The following is an 18,666-nucleotide window of genomic DNA, read 5'->3' as shown; positions in this document are numbered from 1 at the left end:
CCTTTGTTTCCTATGTCAGAACAAAACATACCTGTCACGCGCAGTCCCAGAGGACCGCGCAAGCCCCGTAAGACCAGCAAATGGACGTATGTCCTGGTGGTGCTGATGTTCCTATTCGTTTGCTTCTCTTATTACGCCTACCAGATTGTCTATACCGCTAACGTGGAAAACAAGGGAGAGCCGGTGTACGTGCTCATCCCTAACGGAGCCACCTATGAGCAAGCCATGGATTCCATTGACGCCAAAAAAGTGGTCATTGATAGGCTTTCGCTCCGGTTCATGGCCAAACTGATGGACTACCCCGAGTTGGTGAAGCCCGGCCGCTACGAGTTGAAAGACGGCCTGACCAACTACAAACTCATCGCTAAGCTACGCTCCGGAGACCAGGATCCCGTGAAACTGACGTACACCAACGTGCGCCTGAAAAAAGACCTGGCCCAGAAACTGAGCACCTTCATTAGCGCTTCGCCCGCCGAGATTGATTCTTTGCTCAACAGCCCTTCGTTCACCAAGCAGCTGGGCTTTGACACCACCACCATCCTCACCATGTTCATCCCCAACACCTATGAGATGTACTGGACCACCAGTGCGCCAGACATGATGAAGCGGATGAAAAAAGAGTACGACAACTTCTGGACCGCGGAACGCAAGGCGAAAGCCGAAGACGTGGGGCTTTCGCAGAAAGAGGTATCTATTCTGGCATCCATTGTACAGGCCGAGCAGTCTGTGCATGCTGATGAGCGTCCGCGCATTGCCGGGGTGTACCTGAATCGCCTCAAACGCAACATGGCCCTGCAAGCTGACCCAACAGTGGTGTTTGCAACCGGTGACTTTACCATTAGGAGAGTGCTTAATCAGCACCTCAGAACGCCTTCTCCTTATAATACTTATCTGAACAAAGGTTTGCCGCCGGGGCCTATCAATCTGCCGTCCATTACTTCCATCAACGCCGTTCTCAATCCTGAGCAGCACGAGTACCTGTATTTCTGCGCGAAGGAGGATTTCTCCGGCTACCACGCGTTTGCCGTGACTGAGGCCGAGCATCGGCGGAACGCCCAGCGTTTCCACGCGGCCATGAACCAGCGCAACATCATGCGGTAGTCTGGTTTGGCTTGATTTCCTAAAAGGAGCCTAAAAGGCTAGGTCGTTTACGCTTGTTAAAACTTCTGACCATGGGAAAAGCTTTCTCATCTGTTATTCTATTCTTCTGTGTCATGATGACCGCTTGTGGTCAGACTGAACGGGGAGCATCTGTGGCTATTCCGTATGATGCCCTAAGAACGGAGTTGGAGAAGATACATGATACGGATCAAGCCGTACGGGATGGTTTTAACCAGGTGAAAGAAGAAGACCGGAATGCTTTTTTCCAGAAAATGATGCGTGTGGACTCCGTGAACCAAGTGAAGGTAGTGAAGATGTTGCAGCAATACGGCTGGCTACCTAAAAGCAAGATAGGGGAGAAGGCCGCCGATGGATTGTTTCTGGTGGTGCAGCATGCTCCCGCCCCCGTCATCAGGAAGTACCTGCCAGGTTTGCAGAAGATGGCGCAAAAAGGCGAGGCAAGCAAAACCGATGCGGCCATGATGGAAGATCGTTTACGTATGTTTGAGGGCGAGAAGCAAATCTATGGGACGCAAGCTACCTCCATGGGCAGAGAAGACGGGACCATGTTCATCTGGCCCATTGAGGACAGTAAGCACGTAAACGCGCGCCGCAAGGCAGTGGGCTTTCGCGAGACCGTTGAGGAGTATGCCCAACTATTGAACGCCACGTATAACCCAGAGGAGGCACTGCCAAAGAAAAAGCATGTGTTTCACTAACCTCAGAAATCTGGTCGTGAAAAGCCATTACTTTTCATGCCCGGTAAACATTACTCCCTAATCCGTTTAGACGGTGTTTTCTGAAAAGAAGCTCTAACCGGAAAGTGGCAACTAACCAAGAAGAACTGTGTTTACATCAGAAGTACAGATACGCGTGCGCTACGCCGAGACCGACCAAATGGGCTATGTCTATTACGGAAACTACGGAGCCTACTATGAAGTAGCCCGTACCGAGACGTTCCGGCTGTTGGGCATCAATTACAAAGAGATGGAGGCGGCGGGCGTCATGATGCCCGTGATGGAACTGCGGTGTAAGTACATCCGTCCGGCCCGGTATGATGATTTACTCACGGTGAGACTGCTTCTGAAAACGAAACCCCAGGGAGCCCGCATCAAGTTTGAGTACGAGGTGTACAATGAGGCGCAGGAACTCCTGAACATTGGCGAAACCGTGATGGTGTTTGTAGACATGAAAAGTAACCGGCCCACGGCAATTCCGGCATATATTCATGAAAAGATAGATCCGCATTTCACGGCATGAGTATTACCCAACGCCTGCACGGTTTCCGGTGGTACCGGAAGTTCATCATTCTCTTGAAACGGCTTCGTTTTGGGGATGAACAGGTGTCTGTGTACCATGTGCTCAAAGTGATGCTGGATGAACTGAAGATGGATTCGCTCACCAAGCGATCGTCTTACATGGCTTTCAACTTCACGCTGGCCATTTTCCCCACCATCATCTTCCTTTTCACGCTCATACCCTACATTCCCGTTGGCCACCTGGACCGGGACATCCTTACCCTGCTGGGCGACATTATGCCTTCGGAGATCTACGTGGCGGCGGCAGATACCATTGAGGACATTGTGAACAAACCCCGCGGAGGCCTGCTTTCCTTCGGTTTTCTTTTTGCGCTGGTGCTGTCTACCAACGGGATCATGAGTTTGATGGATGCCTTTGACAAGAAGTACAAGACTTTCAGGAGACGCACGTACCTGCGCAAACGAATGATTGCCACGCTGCTCACCATCGCGCTGGCGCTGATCTTGTTTCTGGCCATAGGGGCCATCTTCTTCGGGACGTATATTCTGGATGCGCTGGTCTTTTATGAGATAGTAACGGAGTCGTTCACCTATGGGCTCATTGTCTCTGTGAAGTATGTGGCGGTAGTGCTGCTGTTCTTTCTAGCTACCTCCATGATCTACTATTATGTACCGGCGGTGCATGACAAATGGCCATTCGTTTCGGCGGGCTCGGTGGTAGCCACGGTGCTCATTTTCCTGGTGTCCTGGCTCTTTTCGCTCTACATTAGTAAGTTTGACTCCTACAATAAGTTCTACGGTTCCATTGGCGCACTTATTGGTTTGATGGTGTGGCTTGATTTCGTGTGCATGAGCCTGATTGTGGGGTTTGAGGTGAACATCAGCATTGATGCCTTGACCAAACGCCTGGTAAGAGGGAAAGTCTAAGTTGTTTTGGACCTGAGTTTCAGAAAACAGGGCTGAAGCAAGGGCAAACTCCTTCTTCGGTGGATGAAAGTAGACTCCGTAAGAAAAAAATATTTCGGTCTAGCGTGATGATTTTCAAGGCGTAAGGGAATGGAGGAAATATTTTAGCTGAAAAAAAGCAAAAAATGCATGCTCAGTACTTGACAGGTACCCTTCCAACCCTTACTTTTGTGTCACATTTAGAGAGATGGCAGAGTGGTCGATTGCGGCGGTCTTGAAAACCGTTGACCTTTGCGGGTCCGGGGGTTCGAATCCCTCTCTCTCTGCTGGTAATTAGATAAAAGCCCTGTAAGTTTTAACTTACAGGGCTTTTTGTTATAGTCCGGAGGTATATCGGACACCTTGTAGGTTTCTTGAGTTTCTCTATTCCCCCGTTTATAGGATAACAGAGAGGCTGTCATTTGGCTGGGAGATTGATAGGTAGTAGTCCTTTTTTAGCTCGTTAAGGTAGAACTCTGCTGCATAGTTAATATACCTCAACACTGTTCTTCACAGGCTCTTCTTTTCCTAAACTGTCTCTGGTGTTTTTCTGAACCGCAATGGCCGCAAAAAGGCTCAGCAGAAATGACATTGCGTAAAAACCTTTCTCGCTAAGGAGCAAATCAGCATTCCAAAGCCCCACTACCAGCAACACCACCGCTAAAACAGTAGAGAACCAACTGAGGCCATAATAGATATTGGTAACAGGGATACCGTCCAGTTGGTCACGCACACTCTTCTGGAGGGAGATGGCGGAGAATAAACCATACATCAGTACGGTAAAATAATAGCCCTTTTCGTTCAGCAACATTTCGGCATTCCACAGCCCAATGATGTACGCCGTAATACCAGTCAATAAAGTAGCCCAAGAAGCTGCAATGAATGCGTTTGATGGTTTCTGATTCATTTTGTCTTTTATTAGATGATGAACCAAAGGTATACCAGTCCCTACTCCTTTCTTTTGACAATTGTCAAAAAAGGGAGAGTGTCAAATGTGGCTCCGTATCCTGCTCAACGTTTCCTGACTGATACCCAGGTAAGAGGCAATTTGCCCGAGAGGGATTCTCTGGAGGATATGTGGCGAGGTCTCCAACAGCTGTCCGTACCGCTCCCGGGCGGTCTTGAACTGCATGGCCATTAATCGCTCTTCCAGCCTGATGTAGTACTGCTCATTTATAATCCGCACGAGGCGCTCAAGGTCTCCATGGAAATTAAACAACCGGTTCAGGGCCTCGAAACTGATACACCACAGAGTGGAGGTCTCCAGCGCTTGAATGTTTTCCACTCCCGGCTTTCGGGAGATGAAGCTGTAGAAGGAAGTGACGAAATTGTTCTCGAAGCCGAACCAATAAGTGATTTCTTTACCGTCCAGGTGATAGTATCCACGCAGACAGCCCTGTTCAAGGAAGTACAGGTTATTGCACACCATGCCTTGTTGAATTAAAAAAGAATTCCTTGGAATCTCTACCTGCGTCAATGCTTTGGAAAGGGCCTCCCGCGCTTCGGGTGAAATAGGATGGTACTGTGATATGCAATCAAACAATGCATTCATTTAAGGATGCCTTTACTTTAGGGATGGAGTTAGAATTCCTGAGTTAGGATATAAGGGTAATTCGTTCTTGTAATTTAGCCCTACAGCGTGCAAGACGCCAGCAGATGGTCCAGTTTGCGCTTTGTTAAACCTAGTTTCAATCTGGTACGTCCTACTTACTTTTTGCTATCAGTTCGGTTACTTCTTTTTCCAAGCGGATGTAATTGAGGCTGTCTGCCATTTGCCTGGTAAATGTTATCAGTTTTCCCTCTGCAGTAGTGTAGGTATATTCAGATGCAGCACCCTGCGAAAAGCCAACAATCTTGTTGTCTTTGTTTATGAGGTAATCTGTAGGGAAACCCATGGTGTGCTTAAATCCAGAGATATCAATTGTAGAAGGATCATCAAATTTTTCCTGGGAGGGTACCAAGGATATGTTTGAACTGTAGAGATTCTCTAATTTTTCCAGCCCCTCCTTTGTGTCCCAGAACAGAAGCACGAAATCAGCGCCTTCCTTATACTTTTCTGCGATTCTGTTAAGGGCTGGAATCTCTGCTTTGCATGGGGCGCACCAAGAAGCTGTTACCTGTAGGAACAGTGGTTTGTTCCTTTTGGCTGTGCTGACTTTACTCCCCTTTAAAGGTGTGAATTCATGTTCCCTGATATATGACCCTATAATTAGGGACTTGATGGAGTCTTCGTACTTGTGGATAGTCTCATTGTCGTTCCTTTCATAGTACTTCTGAGAATCTGCCCTATACTTTCTGATAGCGCTCTCAGTATCTGCGTAATACCTCTTCTCATTTTCTGACTGAGAGGTGCCTTCGCTGGTAATTTTCTTGGAATTACTGCAAGAGTAAACGAAAGAAACACTTAAAAACAATAATGCTATTTTTCTCATATTAATTTGAGTATATAGAATTTGGCTTAACACCCCCGTGTATGAGGCGTGCAAGGCCATGGCATGGCTTAAGCGCTTTGTTGACTAAAATATTTTTATCTGTAGGTATTGGAAATCTTTATTGAGGTCGCCTCCCTCATCCCAAAATACCTGTGAATGGAGAACCTTCACAACAATCGTGTTTGCGTCCTGCCAATAAATCTCCTGAGGCTCTAATGCGGCCATCCATTTGCTGAAGCTCGCCTCCAGTTCTTTCTTAATACTTTTGCTGTCGTTAATTCTGTACAACTGAAAGTCGGTAGTCTGGTCATAGGGGTTGGTATACAAAGAAACAGCATATCGCCCGTCAGGGGAAACATAGGGGTAATCATTGAAGCTGATAATCTCCTCACCGTTTTCAGAGCTGTACAGCATGTACTCACCTTCTTCATAGTACCCGATTGAGAGCAAAAACGCATTAAGAAGGTCTGAATGTCCAACGTAACTGTAGTCCTTCCTACTTTCCTCTGCATTGGGTGAGCTTACAAATTTCTTTTTCTGGCCATTACTTGTGGATATATAGAGTACAGAATCTTTCTGAGAAACTAAGGAGCTACGGGGAACAATAAACTTATCTTTCTCTTCCTTAGATTTCTCAAATTCATCTTTGCTGATTAGGCTAACCCTTAATTTGCCCTTGATAGGCACATTGTCAGGAGTTAGGTATAAATCCTTGGCTGTCAACTTTACCTGGGTGAGAGGTCCTACATCGAGCTTGGGTATATGCACTACCTCCCAGCCAGATGACTGAATTTGCTGACCGTCTCTCACAAAGCTTCTCCCTATTCGTTCCTTTATCTGGTACCAGCTTGCGGCTTCCCCAATGACCTCCACCTTGTAGCCGTATTCTAGCGTCTCTAAAACTGCTGACTGCTTATCGGGCTTCTCATAAATATTGCTCCCTTTTGGATTTGTGATATAAAGAGTCTTAATGGTCGGTATCTCATACACGTCCACCTTAGTTTCTGGAGCAGACTTTTCAATTTGGCTTACCGTTGGAGGTTTGTTTTCGGGCTTTTTCAGGTTGTCTGAATTTGAGCAGCCTAAGATGACGCCTATTAAGGGTAGCAAGAGAATGGGAGTAAAATTTTTCATCTAATATTTTAGCCAACGGTTGGGCTAGGGCACGCTTTAGTGTGCTTTAGCTTTTGTTGAGTTAAGGTATTCTTCAGGTTTGATTCCTCTAATCGTTGTCCAGTATTCCTGCTTAATATCATCGTCAATCATTATAGGAACTTTGTTTGCCCAATGATAATCTCCACCTTTCTTTTTACATCCAGATACCCAGTATTCTTTCCCTGTTTCAACATTAAAGAAATTACCTGCTATTTTTTCGCTTCCTGCCCGTTGAAGAGTTAAATCCCTATAATAAACAGTTTGCATTGTTCTTGAAAATGTAACTCTATCAATTCTGGCTTTAACTGTTTCCTTGTTTTCAAGGTACATTATTCGAGTTTTCATTTTACGAACTTGTTAATGGCTGTGAACATTCTATGCTTTTTACTTAAACTCAACTACTGTGTCTAAGGAGAAACTACGGTTATTGGCACTTTGATTGGAGTCTGCAGTTATTTTTACAGCCATTTCACGTCAGATACACGCACATTTCCTTCATTGCATGGCATCTCCAATATAAGTGTTTTCCAAAGATTGTCAAGCGGGGGCACAAAGACCTCTAACCTATAGATGAGAATGAGGGGGTAAATCTCAATAATCTTACTGCTTCTGTGGCCCAGCAGTTTAAAGACAAAGGGTTGTAAGGCTATTTCCTTACAACCCTTTGTCTTTAATAACTCTTACGGTTCTATGTGTATAGAAACGCCAAGCGTGTATTTGCAATGCATAGTGGAGAATTAACGGCGGCTGGTTAGATTACTGATGCGGGTGAATCTAATATTGCGGACTACCGGATTGCTGTAGTCTAGGGCCATTACCTTGCCGGCTTTGTCCCTAAGAAAATGGATAGTTACGCCGCCTAGCTGATAGGTGTCTGGGGCAATGGCTTTGAATTCAAAACCCGTGCCTGGTGCATCGTTGGCGCGGCCCAGCAAGTTCTCTTTCCCGGCAGACATGTCAAAGAAGGTTCCAATCTCGTCGCTGTGGTAACGGCCGACAAGCGCTTGTAGGTCTAGGGCAGTAGGAGTGTAGGGCTTGGCCCGACTGTATTTAGTGGTTTTGCCTTCCATGGACTTCAGTTCCAACTGATCTGGCGACAGGAAATGCAGCTCAAACTCGTCCTGTGACATGAATTGCACAAAGGCGCCATGGCGGCGGAAACGGTCTTTGGTCACCGGCACCAAACCTGGTCCACCGGCAATCCGGAATCTGTCTCGGTCTACTATCAAACGAAGTGTCTCACCGGTACGCTCATTGAGGAACAGGCCCGCCTTACTTTTCACTTCGGCCAACGTATCACCGGTAATAACGGGTGGGGTTATAGCCAAGGCTTTTTGGGAAGGAGCGTAGGTGACAAATAGATCGGCGATGCGTTCGGCGACAGCCGTGGCGGGCATGGCATCTGAATTACACATCACGGCTATGGAGATGCCCTGTTCCGGAAAGCGGCCTAGCCAGGTGTGGTACCCTGCCGCACCACCAGAATGCCACACTTCTTTTACGCCCCGGAACGTCTCCAGAAACAAACCCCGGGCGTAGCCCAGCTTGCGACCATTGTTCAGTTTTGCCGGTTCCTGAAGCTTTTCACTGACAAATTTGCCGAGGCGGTTGCTGGTCAGGGCATCGTTCCAGCGCAGAAGGTCATGGGCAGTACTGAGAATGGCTCCACCGCCCCGGTCATTGCCCAGGTACATATCCAATTTCCAGGTGTCTTTCTTCTTCTCATACCCAAGAGCGCGGTTCTGAATGAGGTCGGTCATATCTGCCACGTAGGTGGTAGATTTCATCCCGAGGGGTTCAAACAGGCGCTTGCTTGCAAATTCTGCGAACGGCATTCCGCTGGTTCGGGCTACAATTTCAACTAGCAATACATAGCCGCTGTTGGAGTAAGACCATTCTTCGCCGGGCGTGAAATTGAGTCCTTTCTGGCGCAGGATCAGGGTCAAGGCATCTGGATCTCCGTTCGCCAGCGACAACATGCCCGTCCAATCCCTAATGCCGCTGGTATGCGTAAGCAAGTGGTCCAGAGTGATCTTGTGACCATAATCAGGTAACTCTGGAATGTATTTGTGGATGTCTTCCGTAAGGGAAAGGCGCTTTTCTTCCACTAGCAGTAGGGTGGCTGCGGCAATAAACTGCTTCCGCACAGATCCTATATCAAACACTGAGTTCTGGTTTAGAGGAACATTCCGCTCAAGATCGGCAGCGCCGTACGCGCGGTTCACTACCACTTTGCCGTTCTGCGAGACGGCACAAGTGCACCCCGGTTTATCTGCAGCGGTCCAACTGAAGATCTTGTCAATTTCACTTGTTTTGTCTTGGGCAGAAGCGGTTGTTGCATTCTGGAAAGTGAAGAAAAGCAGGGCGGCTAATAGGTGAAAATAGCCCATGAGGCTCTTGCTGCTGGTTGGGCGATTAGTCCTAGTGGAGCCATTTTTGGAAATGTGGATGATTTCTGGTTTCATCTTTCGGCGTGTTAAAGTGTACAGATATTTTTGTTTAATCGTTTGAAAGTTCTTTGTAATGCAAAGTAAAAGTGCCTAAGCAATTCTGTTGGCTTTAATAATCTTACTGCAGAAGCATGGAAAATTGATTAGCCGTAGCTTTTCACGGATAAGCTAAAGCTTGTGCGGTTTGCGCGGGTTTTAAGAAGGAAGATTTACTTCGCCTGCTCATAGGCCTCCAAGCATTTATCTAGCGGTTGACCTTCATTATGGATGCAATCACAGAACGTATAACATGCCTCGGGATTGGCACTGGCTTCACATTGCGTTCTGCATTCTTTTAGTGTGTTACGCGGCATTAGTTCATGGCCAAAACGCGCGAATAGGATGACCAGCGCGAAGGCCGCCAGCACCCCCGTAAAGAACTTGAAGGGGAATTTACCCCTTAAATCCTTCCATTTGGGCAATGACATTTGGCTTTCCAGGTGGTTGAAGGGCAGGATAAATTTCCAGGTGTGATAGTACCAGCAAAGCAGGTACAAATTAGCCAGCACCATTAGCGGCGAAGTAACCCTTGACCCGTCAAACCGCACGGCTAAGGACAGAATGCAGATGTTTAAGATGATGGGGAAATAGATGACTGCCCCAAGAATGGCTGTTCTGGGGATCAAGAGCAAAACCCCGGCTACTACCTGCATCACCCCAATCATAGTGTAGTAATACCCCGTGTGGTAAAGCGCTTCCAGATAATTCCCCATGGGGTGATTGACCGCCAGCGCTGTAAACCGCTCTCCTACTATTTTCACTATGCCCGGCGGTATGAACCCCACTGCCAGAATAAACCGGCAGAACATGGCAAATAAGTAAAGCCATTTGTTTTGTCTGGCTTGCCGGTGAAGGTGGTCTAAGGTAGCAGCAAGGCTCATTCCTGGTTCTGTTATTTCTAGCTGTTAAATCTATTTCCTTTTGAATAAGCGCTATTTAAGCCACTTATCAATCATGTCTCCCAAGTCACTCACTCCAAACGTGAACAGGAAAATGATGATACCAAAGATGATTTTAACCACAGGGGGAATAGAGAAATCAAACTTCTGTTTCAGCACGTCACTGGCCGGAGGTAGATAGATGAAAGAGAGCAGGATGTACGCGATTCCCGGCACGGGGTGTACCAGAAACAAGTTCAGGAGACCGATGACAAAAACGAAGGTGCCAAATATCCAATTGGCGGTATGCTTAAGATTTAAACTGTTTACCATCACTGTTTTGCTTTAGTTTATGTTGGTTATTTATCTGTTCTGCCGTGTTTTTGACCTGTTGTTTCAGGTTTTATTTAAACCCGAATACAAGCGGGAATAGGAAGGTCACAATGATGGCCCATACACAGTAGAGGGGGAGGTACAGGGCAATGACTTTCCTTACGCCGTTTATGCTCTCCTTTTTGGAAATCACCCTTAAAAGCTGGCCCGTTACGAACAAAAGGTTTACAAGAATCAAGACGTTGCTGCCCAAGACGGCGGCTCTGTTAGGCGTAAGGCCACCTTCTGAAATCCGGAACAAGATGGCAGAAAGCGCAATGCCGTTCACCACTACCGTGACCAGAGAGAGCAAAGCAAGAATCCAGATTTGAGGGCGGCTCTTGGTTGTTTTAGAAGTCTCGGCGATGGAGAAGAAGATGATGGCCATGACGCCAATTAAGAGCGCGTTGAAGATGATCAGGAATTCCCGGTCATTGTAAGGGTCTTTGCCCGAGTAGACAATGGCGATCAGATAAATCACCAGCATGACTAAGACCAAAGGGCTGAAAAGCCGGGCAATGACCGGTGAGACCTTGCCTACCAACTGGGGATTTGTCTGGGTAAGATAGGAGCCTAAAATGGGAGCCGCAGGCAGCCCAAAGACGACAATGTTTCTGAAATAAAACTCCTCAATATGGAAGCCGATGAGTTGGAAAAGCCCGATGGTGATCCCTGTCATGATGCCCCCGGCTATGACAATGAGCGTAGTCATTACTACCAGATCACCGTTATACTTTAAATAACCCAGTCGTTTTTCGGGGTTATTTCTGAAATCACCCACAAAAGCAACGCCTAGGATAGACCAGAGAAATAAAAGCAAATGGAGGCAGGACAAAACTAGGGTATCGCTTGTCTTGTCATGGGGTAGGAAATTGATGAACAGCACCCCGGCCAGGGTTAAACCAAGTAGGGCAGCTATTTTGCCGGTAGTAAGTTTGTTTTTCCAGGCGAAGTACGCTGTAAGGGCCGGGAAAATAATAAACCCGATGTTTCTGGGGTAGAAGAACTCCTCGTCAACAGGGAAAAATGCCGGGAATTTTGCGATCAGGCCTGCTACCAACGCCGCCATCAAGACAAAGAGTAATTCTCTACTGGTGCCCCAGTTTATGTCATCACCTTCGTAGGTCAGCCGTTCATGCCAGAAGTCAGCGATGGGGTTGCCCTGGAGGGTTGGGTAAAGCGTACTGAATTCCCGTTTAAAAGACGCCTTGTTGGTGCGGTATAACCTTTCAAGGTGGCCAGGATCATGTAGAAAGGTGAGAATTTCGTCTTTCATGGGTGTATACGTTTAGAGGCATTCTTTACACGTTGTGCAGGTGCATCCGTCATCATCAAGCAACTGTGATCGGCTTTCCTGTTTTCGGCCTATTTTTTATAAATAAGCCGAAAACATGGTGAATTTTTTTTGCAAGACCGCTGGAATTAGCATTTTAAAGATCAAGTGATTTCTTGGGCCAGAACGCTTAGTTCCACATGGTTCCTGCCAAGCCCAGAACAATACCCATCCAAAGCCCAATGAAATACACCACGATGCTGAGCAGAATGGCCAGCGTTCGGTTGAATCCACGGGAAGCTTGGTAATCCATGAAGGCGTAAAAGGCACCGCCCGTGGCCCCGGCTAACGGCGTGATGATCAATGGCCTGATTCTCCAGTACTCTCCCCAGGCTGGGTTAGGGTAATCTACCCCAAATACAAAGAAAGAGATGGCCAGCAGGGCAATTCCGGCCCCGATCAATACTGGTTTGGCTACTGATACTGACTGATTGGTCTGTGGGGTTAAATTGTTTTCAAGGGTCATGGCATTAGAGATTTATGAGTTAAAAATGAGGTTGGTTTTTGTTGTTAAAGTACTTTGAAATGCAAAGTAATGGCGCAAAAAAATATCAGTTTCCCTTTCTGGTAACTATCCTAAGCTGCCGGGTGCTTCTGGTAGATAAGACGAATGTAGCTTTCATACGTTAGTGAATTAGGGTGAATGCTCTTCTAGTTGTTAGGTGCTAATGTATTGATTTATACGTACTAACCTTCGGATGGATTGCAAAATGAAAGGGAATTCAATTTATTCAGAAACGCCCCTGATCAATTGTTCCAGCGCTTTGAGGTGATCTTCAAATGCTTTTCGGCCTTCCTTCGTCATGAAATATTGGGTATTGGGTTTTCGGCCTATAAATGACTTTTCCACCGCAATGAATTCTTCTTTTTCCAACGCCTTTAGGTGGCTTGCCAGGTTGCCGTCTGTCACATCCAGGTATTCCTTCAGGGAGTTGAAGTCAAGCCTGTCATTCACTGCCAACGCAGACATGATCCCCAGCCTGATTCTGCTCTCAAAGGCTTTATGTAAACCGCTTATTACTATTTTCACTTTTCGTACCTGTAATACACATAAATGCCATAGATAATGTGCGCCACCCCGAAGCCAAGCGCCCAGAATACTAGTCCATACCCCAGAAAGTAGGCACTAAGCAGGCCCAGCACAATCTCAGTTAAGCCTAAGACCTTTACTACGTCATATGTGAATTTGCTGCCATTGTACAATGCCAGACCGTAAAACAATAAGGTTAAAGGGGCTATTAAGCCAATCAGTCCGTAAGAGACCAAGATTAGGATTAACACCGCCCCTGAGATAAACGGCACCGCCATGCTGGTTAACAGCTGCCGGGCGGTGGCGCTCCAAAGCTTTTCGCCTCGGTTGCTAGCCCTTTTGTGGGAAAAGAAAACTGCCGTGCAGGAGGCCAGTACCAAGATGCTCACTGCCAGAAGAATGGCCTTCTCTAAGTTGGAAGAAAGTTCTCCGGCTTGCAGGGCACCATACTCTACACCATCTGGATTGAAATTAAACACATTGTAGGCAATGTAGGCACCTACCAAAGCATAGATACCTGCCAAAATGCCCGCCCAACCAGAGAGGAACAGAAACTTGGAAGAACGCTCCATCATAGAGCGAATCTCTGTTATGTCCCGAATGTAGTCCTGTTTTTCTTTCATCTTAAAGTACTTTGCGATTCAAAGTTAAAACAGAGTTTATAGCTATACAAGAGATTGCAGAAATATGTTTTCTGAAATAGCAGAAACTTGCGTGCGCTCCTATACTTTCTGGGTCAGAAACTTCCTTCACTTCCTTCACTTTCTTTGCCGAAAATGTAAAATCAGGTACTTAACGAAAATTTGATTTAAGAATTAAGAGGAACATGTCGCTATTTAATTTAATATCGCTAATATTAGACAAGAATATCCTGTGCTATCCCATCAGGATCATTCCCTACTTAGGCTGCTATGGATGAGGAAAGCTAGCCGCAATTTGTAAAACCAGTATACCTAATGCCCATATCACGATTTCTATTTTCTAAATGGGGAGCCCTGGCCGGTTCTTTTATGGCCTGTTTAGCTGTCTCAAGCGCCGCTTATAGCCAAAGCAATCCACTTGTTCTGAACGATTTGTCTTCTTTCCAAAACCCTGGTAAAAGCTGGCATGTTGCTGCCAACGTTGGCGCAAGTCTTTCAGATAACAACAAGCTAACCACCAGTGAGGGTGGAGGAATTCTGGTAAACCAGCCCACCAAGAAGAACAAGGGGCAAGACTTGTTAACCAATTTTGAGCACGGTGACCTTGATCTTGAATTGGATTACCTGATGGCTAAAGGCTCCAACTCCGGTATTTACCTGCAAGGCCGTTATGAACTTCAGTTAGCCGACAACTGGGGAACCACGGATCGGACGGCGGCCAGCAACGGTGGCGTGTATGAACGTTGGGATGAAAGCCGTCCTGAAGGGCAGAAAGGTTATCAAGGGTATGCGCCCCGGCAGAATGCAGGAAGAGCGCCAGGTCTGTGGCAACACCTGAAGATTTCTTTTCAGGCGCCTCGCTTTGATGCCAGCGGAAGGAAGATAGAGAATGCCAAAATTCTGCTGGTAGAGCTGAATGGCGTCACTATTCAGGAGGATGTGGAGCTATTCGGGCCCACCCGGGGTGCCATCAGCAACGACGAAAAAGCCACCGGACCGCTTCGTTTCCAGGGTGACCATGGCGCGGTTGCGTTCCGCAATATAAAGGTGAGCCAGTACAGCAAACCTCGGCCCGAACTGAAAGGGTTAACGTACCGTGTTTTCAAGGGGAAATTCGAAAAAGAGCCCAAATACGACAGCCTGCCCCCAGAGGCCGAAGGTCCGCAGGGTCCCTCCAATATCCTTACTTCTACCTTAGACAATGATGCCAGGCAATTCCTGTTGCGCTATACCGGCACCCTGGTGGTGAAGGAACCCGGCGAATACACGTTCAGCCTGAACACGCCCGCCGGAGCCGGCCTTATTCGGGTAAATAACAAAGATGTGCTGCCCATGAAAACCTGGAACGGGAGAGGAACGGCGGTGCTGCCCGCTGGTGAAGTACCGTTTGAGTTGATCTATTCCAAAACCATGGACTGGGGAAGACCGGCGTTAGGTTTGAGAATAGCGGGACCGGGCGTGCGTGAATTCCTGATCAGTGAAGAAATCCTGTCAGAAGAAATAGACCCCATTTTGGTAGATGTGAAAGAAAGGCCGGTGCTGCGAAGCTTCATTGACCTGCCCGGCAACCACCGGGTTACCCATGCGGTGTCGGTGGGGAGCCCCACCCAACTGCATTATACCTATGACCTGGACAACGGCTCCATTGTGCAGCTCTGGCGCGGCGGTTTCCTGGATGCTACCCCTATGTGGCACGAGCGCGGCGATGGTTCTTCCAAAGCCATAGGCTCGATTCAGTACTTCGGGAAACCCACCACTACGGTCTCCAAACTTACCTCAGATCAGGCCACCTGGATCACAGATACTACCGGTACTTCCTATCGCCCGAAGGGCTACCAATTAGACCAGAATTCAGAGCCTACTTTCTTGTACCAAATCTACGGGGCTAACGTGCAAGATGCCATCCGGATTATTGAAAACGGGAAAGGGCTGCGGCGCGAACTCAGCGTGCAGAACCCAGCGGCGGGTTTAGTGGCCCGTTTGGTAGAAGGCGCCAAAATAGAGGAAATAGGCAAGGGGATGTACCTGGTTGATGACAAAGCCTACTACGTGCGCCTGGAGGAAACCGCAGGGGCCAAACCAACCATCCGAAATGTGGGTGGTCGGCAGGAATTGGTGATTCCTATGCAGGGAAAGGTGACCTATTCTATTCTTTATTAATTGCTTAAAAGATTATAGATGATACAAGTACGTAAGAAGTTCTTTCTGTCAGCGCTGTTGGCTGGAGCGCTCTTCGCTGGTTCGCCGCAAAAGGCAGCCGCACAGGAGTCGCCTCAAGAGGAAGACTTTTTCAAGATCCTGCGTTTGCCTTCGCCCGAAGGGACGCTGTTGGAAGTGGGTGGTTTGGTGGTGATGCCCAGCGGTGATTTAGGTATTTCTACCCGCCGGGGAGACATCTTTATTGTGGAGAACCCCACTAGCCCCAAACCGCACTTCCGGAAATTTGCCGCCGGTCTGCATGAGGTATTAGGCTTGGCCTACAAAGACGGTTCTCTGTACTGCGCCCAGCGCGGCGAACTCACCAAACTCACAGACACCAACAATGACGGCAAAGCCGATTTGTTTGAGACCGTGTACGCCTGGCCTTTGTCAGGAAACTACCATGAATACAGCTTCGGACCTAAGATTGCGCAGGATGGTTCTTTCTTCGTGACCACCAACCTGGGCTTTCCAGATCCCTGGTGGCACGCGACCAGTTTGGTGCCTTGGCGCGGCTGGATGCTGAAAATATCGCCAGATGGTAAAATGGAGCCTTGGGCAACAGGTATGCGCTCGCCAGCCGGAATAGGCCTGGTAGACGGCGAGATGTTCTACACCGAAAACCAGGGTGACTGGGTTGGTTCTGGCGGCGTGTGGCACGTGAAGAAAGGCGCTTTTACGGTGCACCCGGGTGGTCTCCGCTGGGCGAGTCTGCCTGCTTCCCCTATCAAAATGAGCCAGGAACAGGTCTACGCCAAAATAAACCCGCGCTTTGAAAAGGATGCCCAGGGCGGACATGTGAAACCAGAGAACAAGGTGAACGAGCCCTATGTGACCATGTTTGACATGAAGAAGCAGTTCCCAGCTATGCAATTGCCGGCTGTCTGGCTGCCGCACGGCATTTTAGGGATTTCCAACTCTGAACCTTTGCAAATTCCTCAGGGACACTTCGGGCCGTTTGAAGGGCAACTGCTGGTAGGCGACCAGGGGCAGAGCAAAATCATGCGGGTGGTGATGGAGAAAGTGAAAGGCGAGTACCAAGGCGTGGCTTTTGATTTCCGGAGCGGCTTCCAGTCTGGGGTATTGCGCATGGCTTGGGCCAAAGACAAATCCTTGTTCGTGGGGGAAACCGCCCGTGGGTGGGGAGCCGCCGGCGAGGCCATGGAAGGCTTACAACGCCTCATCTGGAACAACAAGGTGCCGTTTGAAATGCGCACTGTGAGCGCCAAGCCCGACGGGTTTGAGGTGGAATTTACCACGCCGGTAGACCGGAAATCGGCCGAGGACCTGGCTTCTTACTCCGTGGAGAGCTATATCTACAAGTACCATCCCGTGTACGGTAGTCCGCCCGTGAACTCAAAGCAATTAGCTATTAAAGGGGTGAAGCTGTCAGATGATGGCATGAAAGCCCGCCTGCTCGTGGATAATTTGCGGGAAGGCTACATTCACCTGCTTAAGTTAGACGGTGTGCGCGCGAAGGAGAATTATTATACGCTGGTGCATCCGGCGGCCTACTATACCTTGAACGCCATTCCAGAAGGCGAGAAGCTGGCTTTAAAAGATGTGAGTACCCGCAACTCAGCCGCTGTGACAAAAAAGGCTGCGTCAGCAAAAGCGTCTGTGGCTAAAACGAGCCTTAATGCTGGAAAAGCTGCCGCCAAAGCACCGGTTAAAAAAGGTACTTCTTCCACCGCTGCAAAGCCTGCGCCTAAAGCCAGTCCTGCCAATGCTGTGCTCACCTTCAACGACGTGAAACCGCTTCTGGCTAAAAACACTTGCCTGGCGTGTCACACCACTGAGAAGAAACAGGTAGGCCCGGGTTTCAGGGAAATCGCGAAGCGCAAGTACACGAACCAACGCATTGTAGAACTTATCCATAACCCCAAACCGGAGAACTGGCCTACTTACGCCACACCTATGCCGCCTATGCCGCAGGTTCCAAAAGGGGAGGCACTCAAGATTGCTGCCTGGATTAACTCTTTGAGATAACAAGACCTACGAGGGGCGTTTTCGCCTCCGTTTTTAGAAAATGCCTTAAAATGAAATCACCACTATTTATGTCAGCATCTATTACTTCTAAGTTTTCTTTCACCGTTATCGCCATGGGGCTATTGGTAGGCTATCAGGCAAACGCCCAAACGCAGGAGGTTCCTAAACCGCCAAAGATGGTTCCTGAAATGACCGAGTTCTGGGAGCCCGAACCCCGGAAAGTAACCCCCGGCACCAACAATGCAGCTCCTTCAGACGCACTGGTGCTCTTCAACGGGAAAGACTTATCTCAGTGGAAAGCCAAAAACGGCGGAGGTGATGCGCAGTGGCAGGTGCAAAACGGTGCTTTTACCGTTGGCAAAGGCGACATCTCTACCAAAAGGGAGTTTCAGGATTTTCAGTTGCATATAGAGTGGAGCGCCCCAGATGAAGTGAAAGGCACCAGCCAGGGCCGTGGCAACAGCGGCATCTTCCTGCAAGACCGCTACGAGGTACAAGTGCTGGATTCCTACAATAACCGCACGTATTCCAACGGACAAGCCGGAAGTATCTACAAACAGCACCGCCCATTGGTGAATTCCATGCGCCCTCCAACGGAGTGGAACGTGTATGACATCATTTTCACCGCTCCCCGTTTCAAAGAAGATGGTTCTCTCTTCACTCCGGCCAGGGTAACTGTCATTCACAACGGCGTTCTGGTACAGAACAACGTGGAACTGAAAGGCCCAACGGAGTACATCGGGTTACCGGAGTACAAAGCCCACGGCAAAGCACCTATCAGTTTGCAGGACCACGGCAACCCTGTGGCCTACCGCAATATCTGGATTAGAGAACTGTAAAAAG

General features: G+C 48.3%; 19 protein-coding genes and 1 tRNA gene. 8 read left to right on the top strand and 12 right to left on the bottom strand.

Annotated elements, in window-relative coordinates:
* The first annotated feature begins 12 nt into the window (after nucleotides 1-12).
* The 5 genes from mltG (at nucleotide 13) to ACY0JR_RS09585 (ending at nucleotide 3,592) form a co-directional block, all read left to right on the top strand.
* Nucleotides 13-1,101, top strand: a complete 1,089-nt coding sequence (mltG, locus tag ACY0JR_RS09605) for an endolytic transglycosylase MltG (RefSeq protein WP_462633802.1) — start codon at nucleotides 13-15, stop codon at nucleotides 1,099-1,101.
* Between the two features lie 71 nt (nucleotides 1,102-1,172).
* Nucleotides 1,173-1,820: a DUF6624 domain-containing protein gene (locus ACY0JR_RS09600; RefSeq protein WP_462633801.1), complete on the top strand. Its 648-nt coding sequence runs from the start codon at nucleotides 1,173-1,175 to the stop codon at nucleotides 1,818-1,820.
* Nucleotides 1,821-1,947: 127 nt separating this feature from the next.
* Nucleotides 1,948-2,361, top strand: a complete 414-nt coding sequence (locus ACY0JR_RS09595) for an acyl-CoA thioesterase (RefSeq protein WP_462633800.1) — start codon at nucleotides 1,948-1,950, stop codon at nucleotides 2,359-2,361.
* Nucleotides 2,358-3,287: a YihY/virulence factor BrkB family protein gene (locus tag ACY0JR_RS09590; RefSeq protein ID WP_462633799.1), complete on the top strand. Its 930-nt coding sequence runs from the start codon at nucleotides 2,358-2,360 to the stop codon at nucleotides 3,285-3,287. The genes ACY0JR_RS09595 and ACY0JR_RS09590 overlap by 4 nt, the downstream gene beginning before the upstream one ends.
* 220 nt (nucleotides 3,288-3,507) lie before the next feature.
* A tRNA-Ser gene (locus tag ACY0JR_RS09585) sits at nucleotides 3,508-3,592 on the top strand.
* 200 nt (nucleotides 3,593-3,792) lie between these two features.
* On the opposite strand, the gene yiaA is transcribed toward ACY0JR_RS09585, so the two are convergent.
* From yiaA to ACY0JR_RS09525, 12 genes are all read right to left on the bottom strand, one after another.
* On the bottom strand, nucleotides 3,793-4,212 hold the full coding sequence (gene yiaA / locus ACY0JR_RS09580) for an inner membrane protein YiaA (RefSeq protein ID WP_462633797.1): 420 nt from the start codon (nucleotides 4,210-4,212) through the stop codon (nucleotides 3,793-3,795).
* 81 nt (nucleotides 4,213-4,293) lie between these two features.
* Nucleotides 4,294-4,857, bottom strand: a complete 564-nt coding sequence (locus ACY0JR_RS09575) for a Crp/Fnr family transcriptional regulator (protein ID WP_462633796.1) — start codon at nucleotides 4,855-4,857, stop codon at nucleotides 4,294-4,296.
* A gap of 151 nt (nucleotides 4,858-5,008) precedes the next feature.
* Nucleotides 5,009-5,737 carry a TlpA family protein disulfide reductase gene (locus tag ACY0JR_RS09570; protein ID WP_462633795.1) on the bottom strand — a complete coding sequence of 243 codons (729 nt, stop codon included), beginning with the start codon at nucleotides 5,735-5,737 and terminating at the stop codon, nucleotides 5,009-5,011.
* 84 nt (nucleotides 5,738-5,821) lie between these two features.
* Entirely contained in the window at nucleotides 5,822-6,871 is a 1,050-nt protein-coding gene (locus tag ACY0JR_RS09565; RefSeq protein ID WP_462633794.1) for an SH3 domain-containing protein, read from the bottom strand.
* 36 nt (nucleotides 6,872-6,907) lie between these two features.
* Nucleotides 6,908-7,237: a hypothetical protein gene (locus ACY0JR_RS09560; RefSeq protein WP_462633793.1), complete on the bottom strand. Its 330-nt coding sequence runs from the start codon at nucleotides 7,235-7,237 to the stop codon at nucleotides 6,908-6,910.
* Between the two features lie 392 nt (nucleotides 7,238-7,629).
* The gene (locus ACY0JR_RS09555; protein ID WP_462633792.1) at nucleotides 7,630-9,357 is read right to left on the bottom strand and encodes a serine hydrolase domain-containing protein; all 1,728 of its coding nucleotides are present in this window, start codon (nucleotides 9,355-9,357) and stop codon (nucleotides 7,630-7,632) included.
* A gap of 194 nt (nucleotides 9,358-9,551) precedes the next feature.
* On the bottom strand, nucleotides 9,552-10,262 hold the full coding sequence (locus ACY0JR_RS09550; protein WP_462633791.1) for a DoxX family protein: 711 nt from the start codon (nucleotides 10,260-10,262) through the stop codon (nucleotides 9,552-9,554).
* A 51-nt stretch (nucleotides 10,263-10,313) separates the two neighbouring features.
* Nucleotides 10,314-10,592 (bottom strand): hypothetical protein, encoded by a 279-nt coding sequence (locus ACY0JR_RS09545; RefSeq protein WP_462633790.1) that lies wholly within the window; start codon nucleotides 10,590-10,592, stop codon nucleotides 10,314-10,316.
* A 70-nt stretch (nucleotides 10,593-10,662) separates the two neighbouring features.
* Nucleotides 10,663-11,907 (bottom strand): hypothetical protein, encoded by a 1,245-nt coding sequence (locus ACY0JR_RS09540; protein ID WP_462633789.1) that lies wholly within the window; start codon nucleotides 11,905-11,907, stop codon nucleotides 10,663-10,665.
* Nucleotides 11,908-12,094: 187 nt separating this feature from the next.
* A complete protein-coding gene (locus ACY0JR_RS09535; RefSeq protein WP_462633788.1) occupies nucleotides 12,095-12,430 on the bottom strand; it encodes a potassium transporter KefB in 336 nt (111 codons plus the stop codon).
* A 261-nt stretch (nucleotides 12,431-12,691) separates the two neighbouring features.
* Entirely contained in the window at nucleotides 12,692-12,994 is a 303-nt protein-coding gene (locus tag ACY0JR_RS09530) for a winged helix-turn-helix domain-containing protein (protein ID WP_462633787.1), read from the bottom strand.
* Nucleotides 12,991-13,617 carry a hypothetical protein gene (locus ACY0JR_RS09525; protein ID WP_462633786.1) on the bottom strand — a complete coding sequence of 209 codons (627 nt, stop codon included), beginning with the start codon at nucleotides 13,615-13,617 and terminating at the stop codon, nucleotides 12,991-12,993. Before ACY0JR_RS09525 ends, ACY0JR_RS09530 begins: the two co-directional genes overlap by 4 nt.
* Nucleotides 13,618-13,950: 333 nt before the next feature.
* Between ACY0JR_RS09525 and ACY0JR_RS09520 the strand changes: the two genes are divergently transcribed.
* The 3 genes from ACY0JR_RS09520 (at nucleotide 13,951) to ACY0JR_RS09510 (ending at nucleotide 18,662) form a co-directional block, all read left to right on the top strand.
* Nucleotides 13,951-15,795, top strand: coding sequence for a 3-keto-alpha-glucoside-1,2-lyase-like domain-containing protein (locus ACY0JR_RS09520; protein ID WP_462633785.1), 1,845 nt, complete (start codon nucleotides 13,951-13,953; stop codon nucleotides 15,793-15,795).
* 18 nt (nucleotides 15,796-15,813) lie between these two features.
* Nucleotides 15,814-17,823: a c-type cytochrome gene (locus ACY0JR_RS09515; protein WP_462633784.1), complete on the top strand. Its 2,010-nt coding sequence runs from the start codon at nucleotides 15,814-15,816 to the stop codon at nucleotides 17,821-17,823.
* Nucleotides 17,824-17,891: 68 nt separating this feature from the next.
* Nucleotides 17,892-18,662: a 3-keto-disaccharide hydrolase gene (locus tag ACY0JR_RS09510; protein ID WP_462633783.1), complete on the top strand. Its 771-nt coding sequence runs from the start codon at nucleotides 17,892-17,894 to the stop codon at nucleotides 18,660-18,662.
* The last annotated feature ends 4 nt before the right edge of the window (nucleotides 18,663-18,666 follow it).

It is taken from the genome of Rufibacter sp. JT3400010 (assembly GCF_054956755.1).
This window is presented reverse-complemented; position numbering and strand designations above follow the sequence as displayed.

Bases quoted from the DNA above. Each gene is read 5' to 3' on its own strand.
- ACY0JR_RS09550 (WP_462633791.1), bottom strand. From the start codon at position 10,262: ATGAGCCTTGCTGCTACCTTAGACCACCTTCACCGGCAAGCCAGACAA.
- ACY0JR_RS09560 (WP_462633793.1), bottom strand. From the start codon at position 7,237: ATGAAAACTCGAATAATGTACCTTGAAAACAAGGAAACAGTTAAAGCC.
- ACY0JR_RS09575 (WP_462633796.1), bottom strand. From the start codon at position 4,857: ATGAATGCATTGTTTGATTGCATATCACAGTACCATCCTATTTCACCC.
- ACY0JR_RS09600 (WP_462633801.1), top strand. From the start codon at position 1,173: ATGGGAAAAGCTTTCTCATCTGTTATTCTATTCTTCTGTGTCATGATG.
- ACY0JR_RS09510 (WP_462633783.1), top strand. From the start codon at position 17,892: ATGTCAGCATCTATTACTTCTAAGTTTTCTTTCACCGTTATCGCCATG.
- ACY0JR_RS09520 (WP_462633785.1), top strand. From the start codon at position 13,951: ATGCCCATATCACGATTTCTATTTTCTAAATGGGGAGCCCTGGCCGGT.
- ACY0JR_RS09555 (WP_462633792.1), bottom strand. From the start codon at position 9,357: ATGAAACCAGAAATCATCCACATTTCCAAAAATGGCTCCACTAGGACT.
- ACY0JR_RS09540 (WP_462633789.1), bottom strand. From the start codon at position 11,907: ATGAAAGACGAAATTCTCACCTTTCTACATGATCCTGGCCACCTTGAA.
- ACY0JR_RS09570 (WP_462633795.1), bottom strand. From the start codon at position 5,737: ATGAGAAAAATAGCATTATTGTTTTTAAGTGTTTCTTTCGTTTACTCT.
- ACY0JR_RS09590 (WP_462633799.1), top strand. From the start codon at position 2,358: ATGAGTATTACCCAACGCCTGCACGGTTTCCGGTGGTACCGGAAGTTC.
- ACY0JR_RS09535 (WP_462633788.1), bottom strand. From the start codon at position 12,430: ATGACCCTTGAAAACAATTTAACCCCACAGACCAATCAGTCAGTATCA.
- ACY0JR_RS09515 (WP_462633784.1), top strand. From the start codon at position 15,814: ATGATACAAGTACGTAAGAAGTTCTTTCTGTCAGCGCTGTTGGCTGGA.
- ACY0JR_RS09545 (WP_462633790.1), bottom strand. From the start codon at position 10,592: ATGGTAAACAGTTTAAATCTTAAGCATACCGCCAATTGGATATTTGGC.
- mltG (WP_462633802.1), top strand. From the start codon at position 13: ATGTCAGAACAAAACATACCTGTCACGCGCAGTCCCAGAGGACCGCGC.
- yiaA (WP_462633797.1), bottom strand. From the start codon at position 4,212: ATGAATCAGAAACCATCAAACGCATTCATTGCAGCTTCTTGGGCTACT.
- ACY0JR_RS09525 (WP_462633786.1), bottom strand. From the start codon at position 13,617: ATGAAAGAAAAACAGGACTACATTCGGGACATAACAGAGATTCGCTCT.
- ACY0JR_RS09565 (WP_462633794.1), bottom strand. From the start codon at position 6,871: ATGAAAAATTTTACTCCCATTCTCTTGCTACCCTTAATAGGCGTCATC.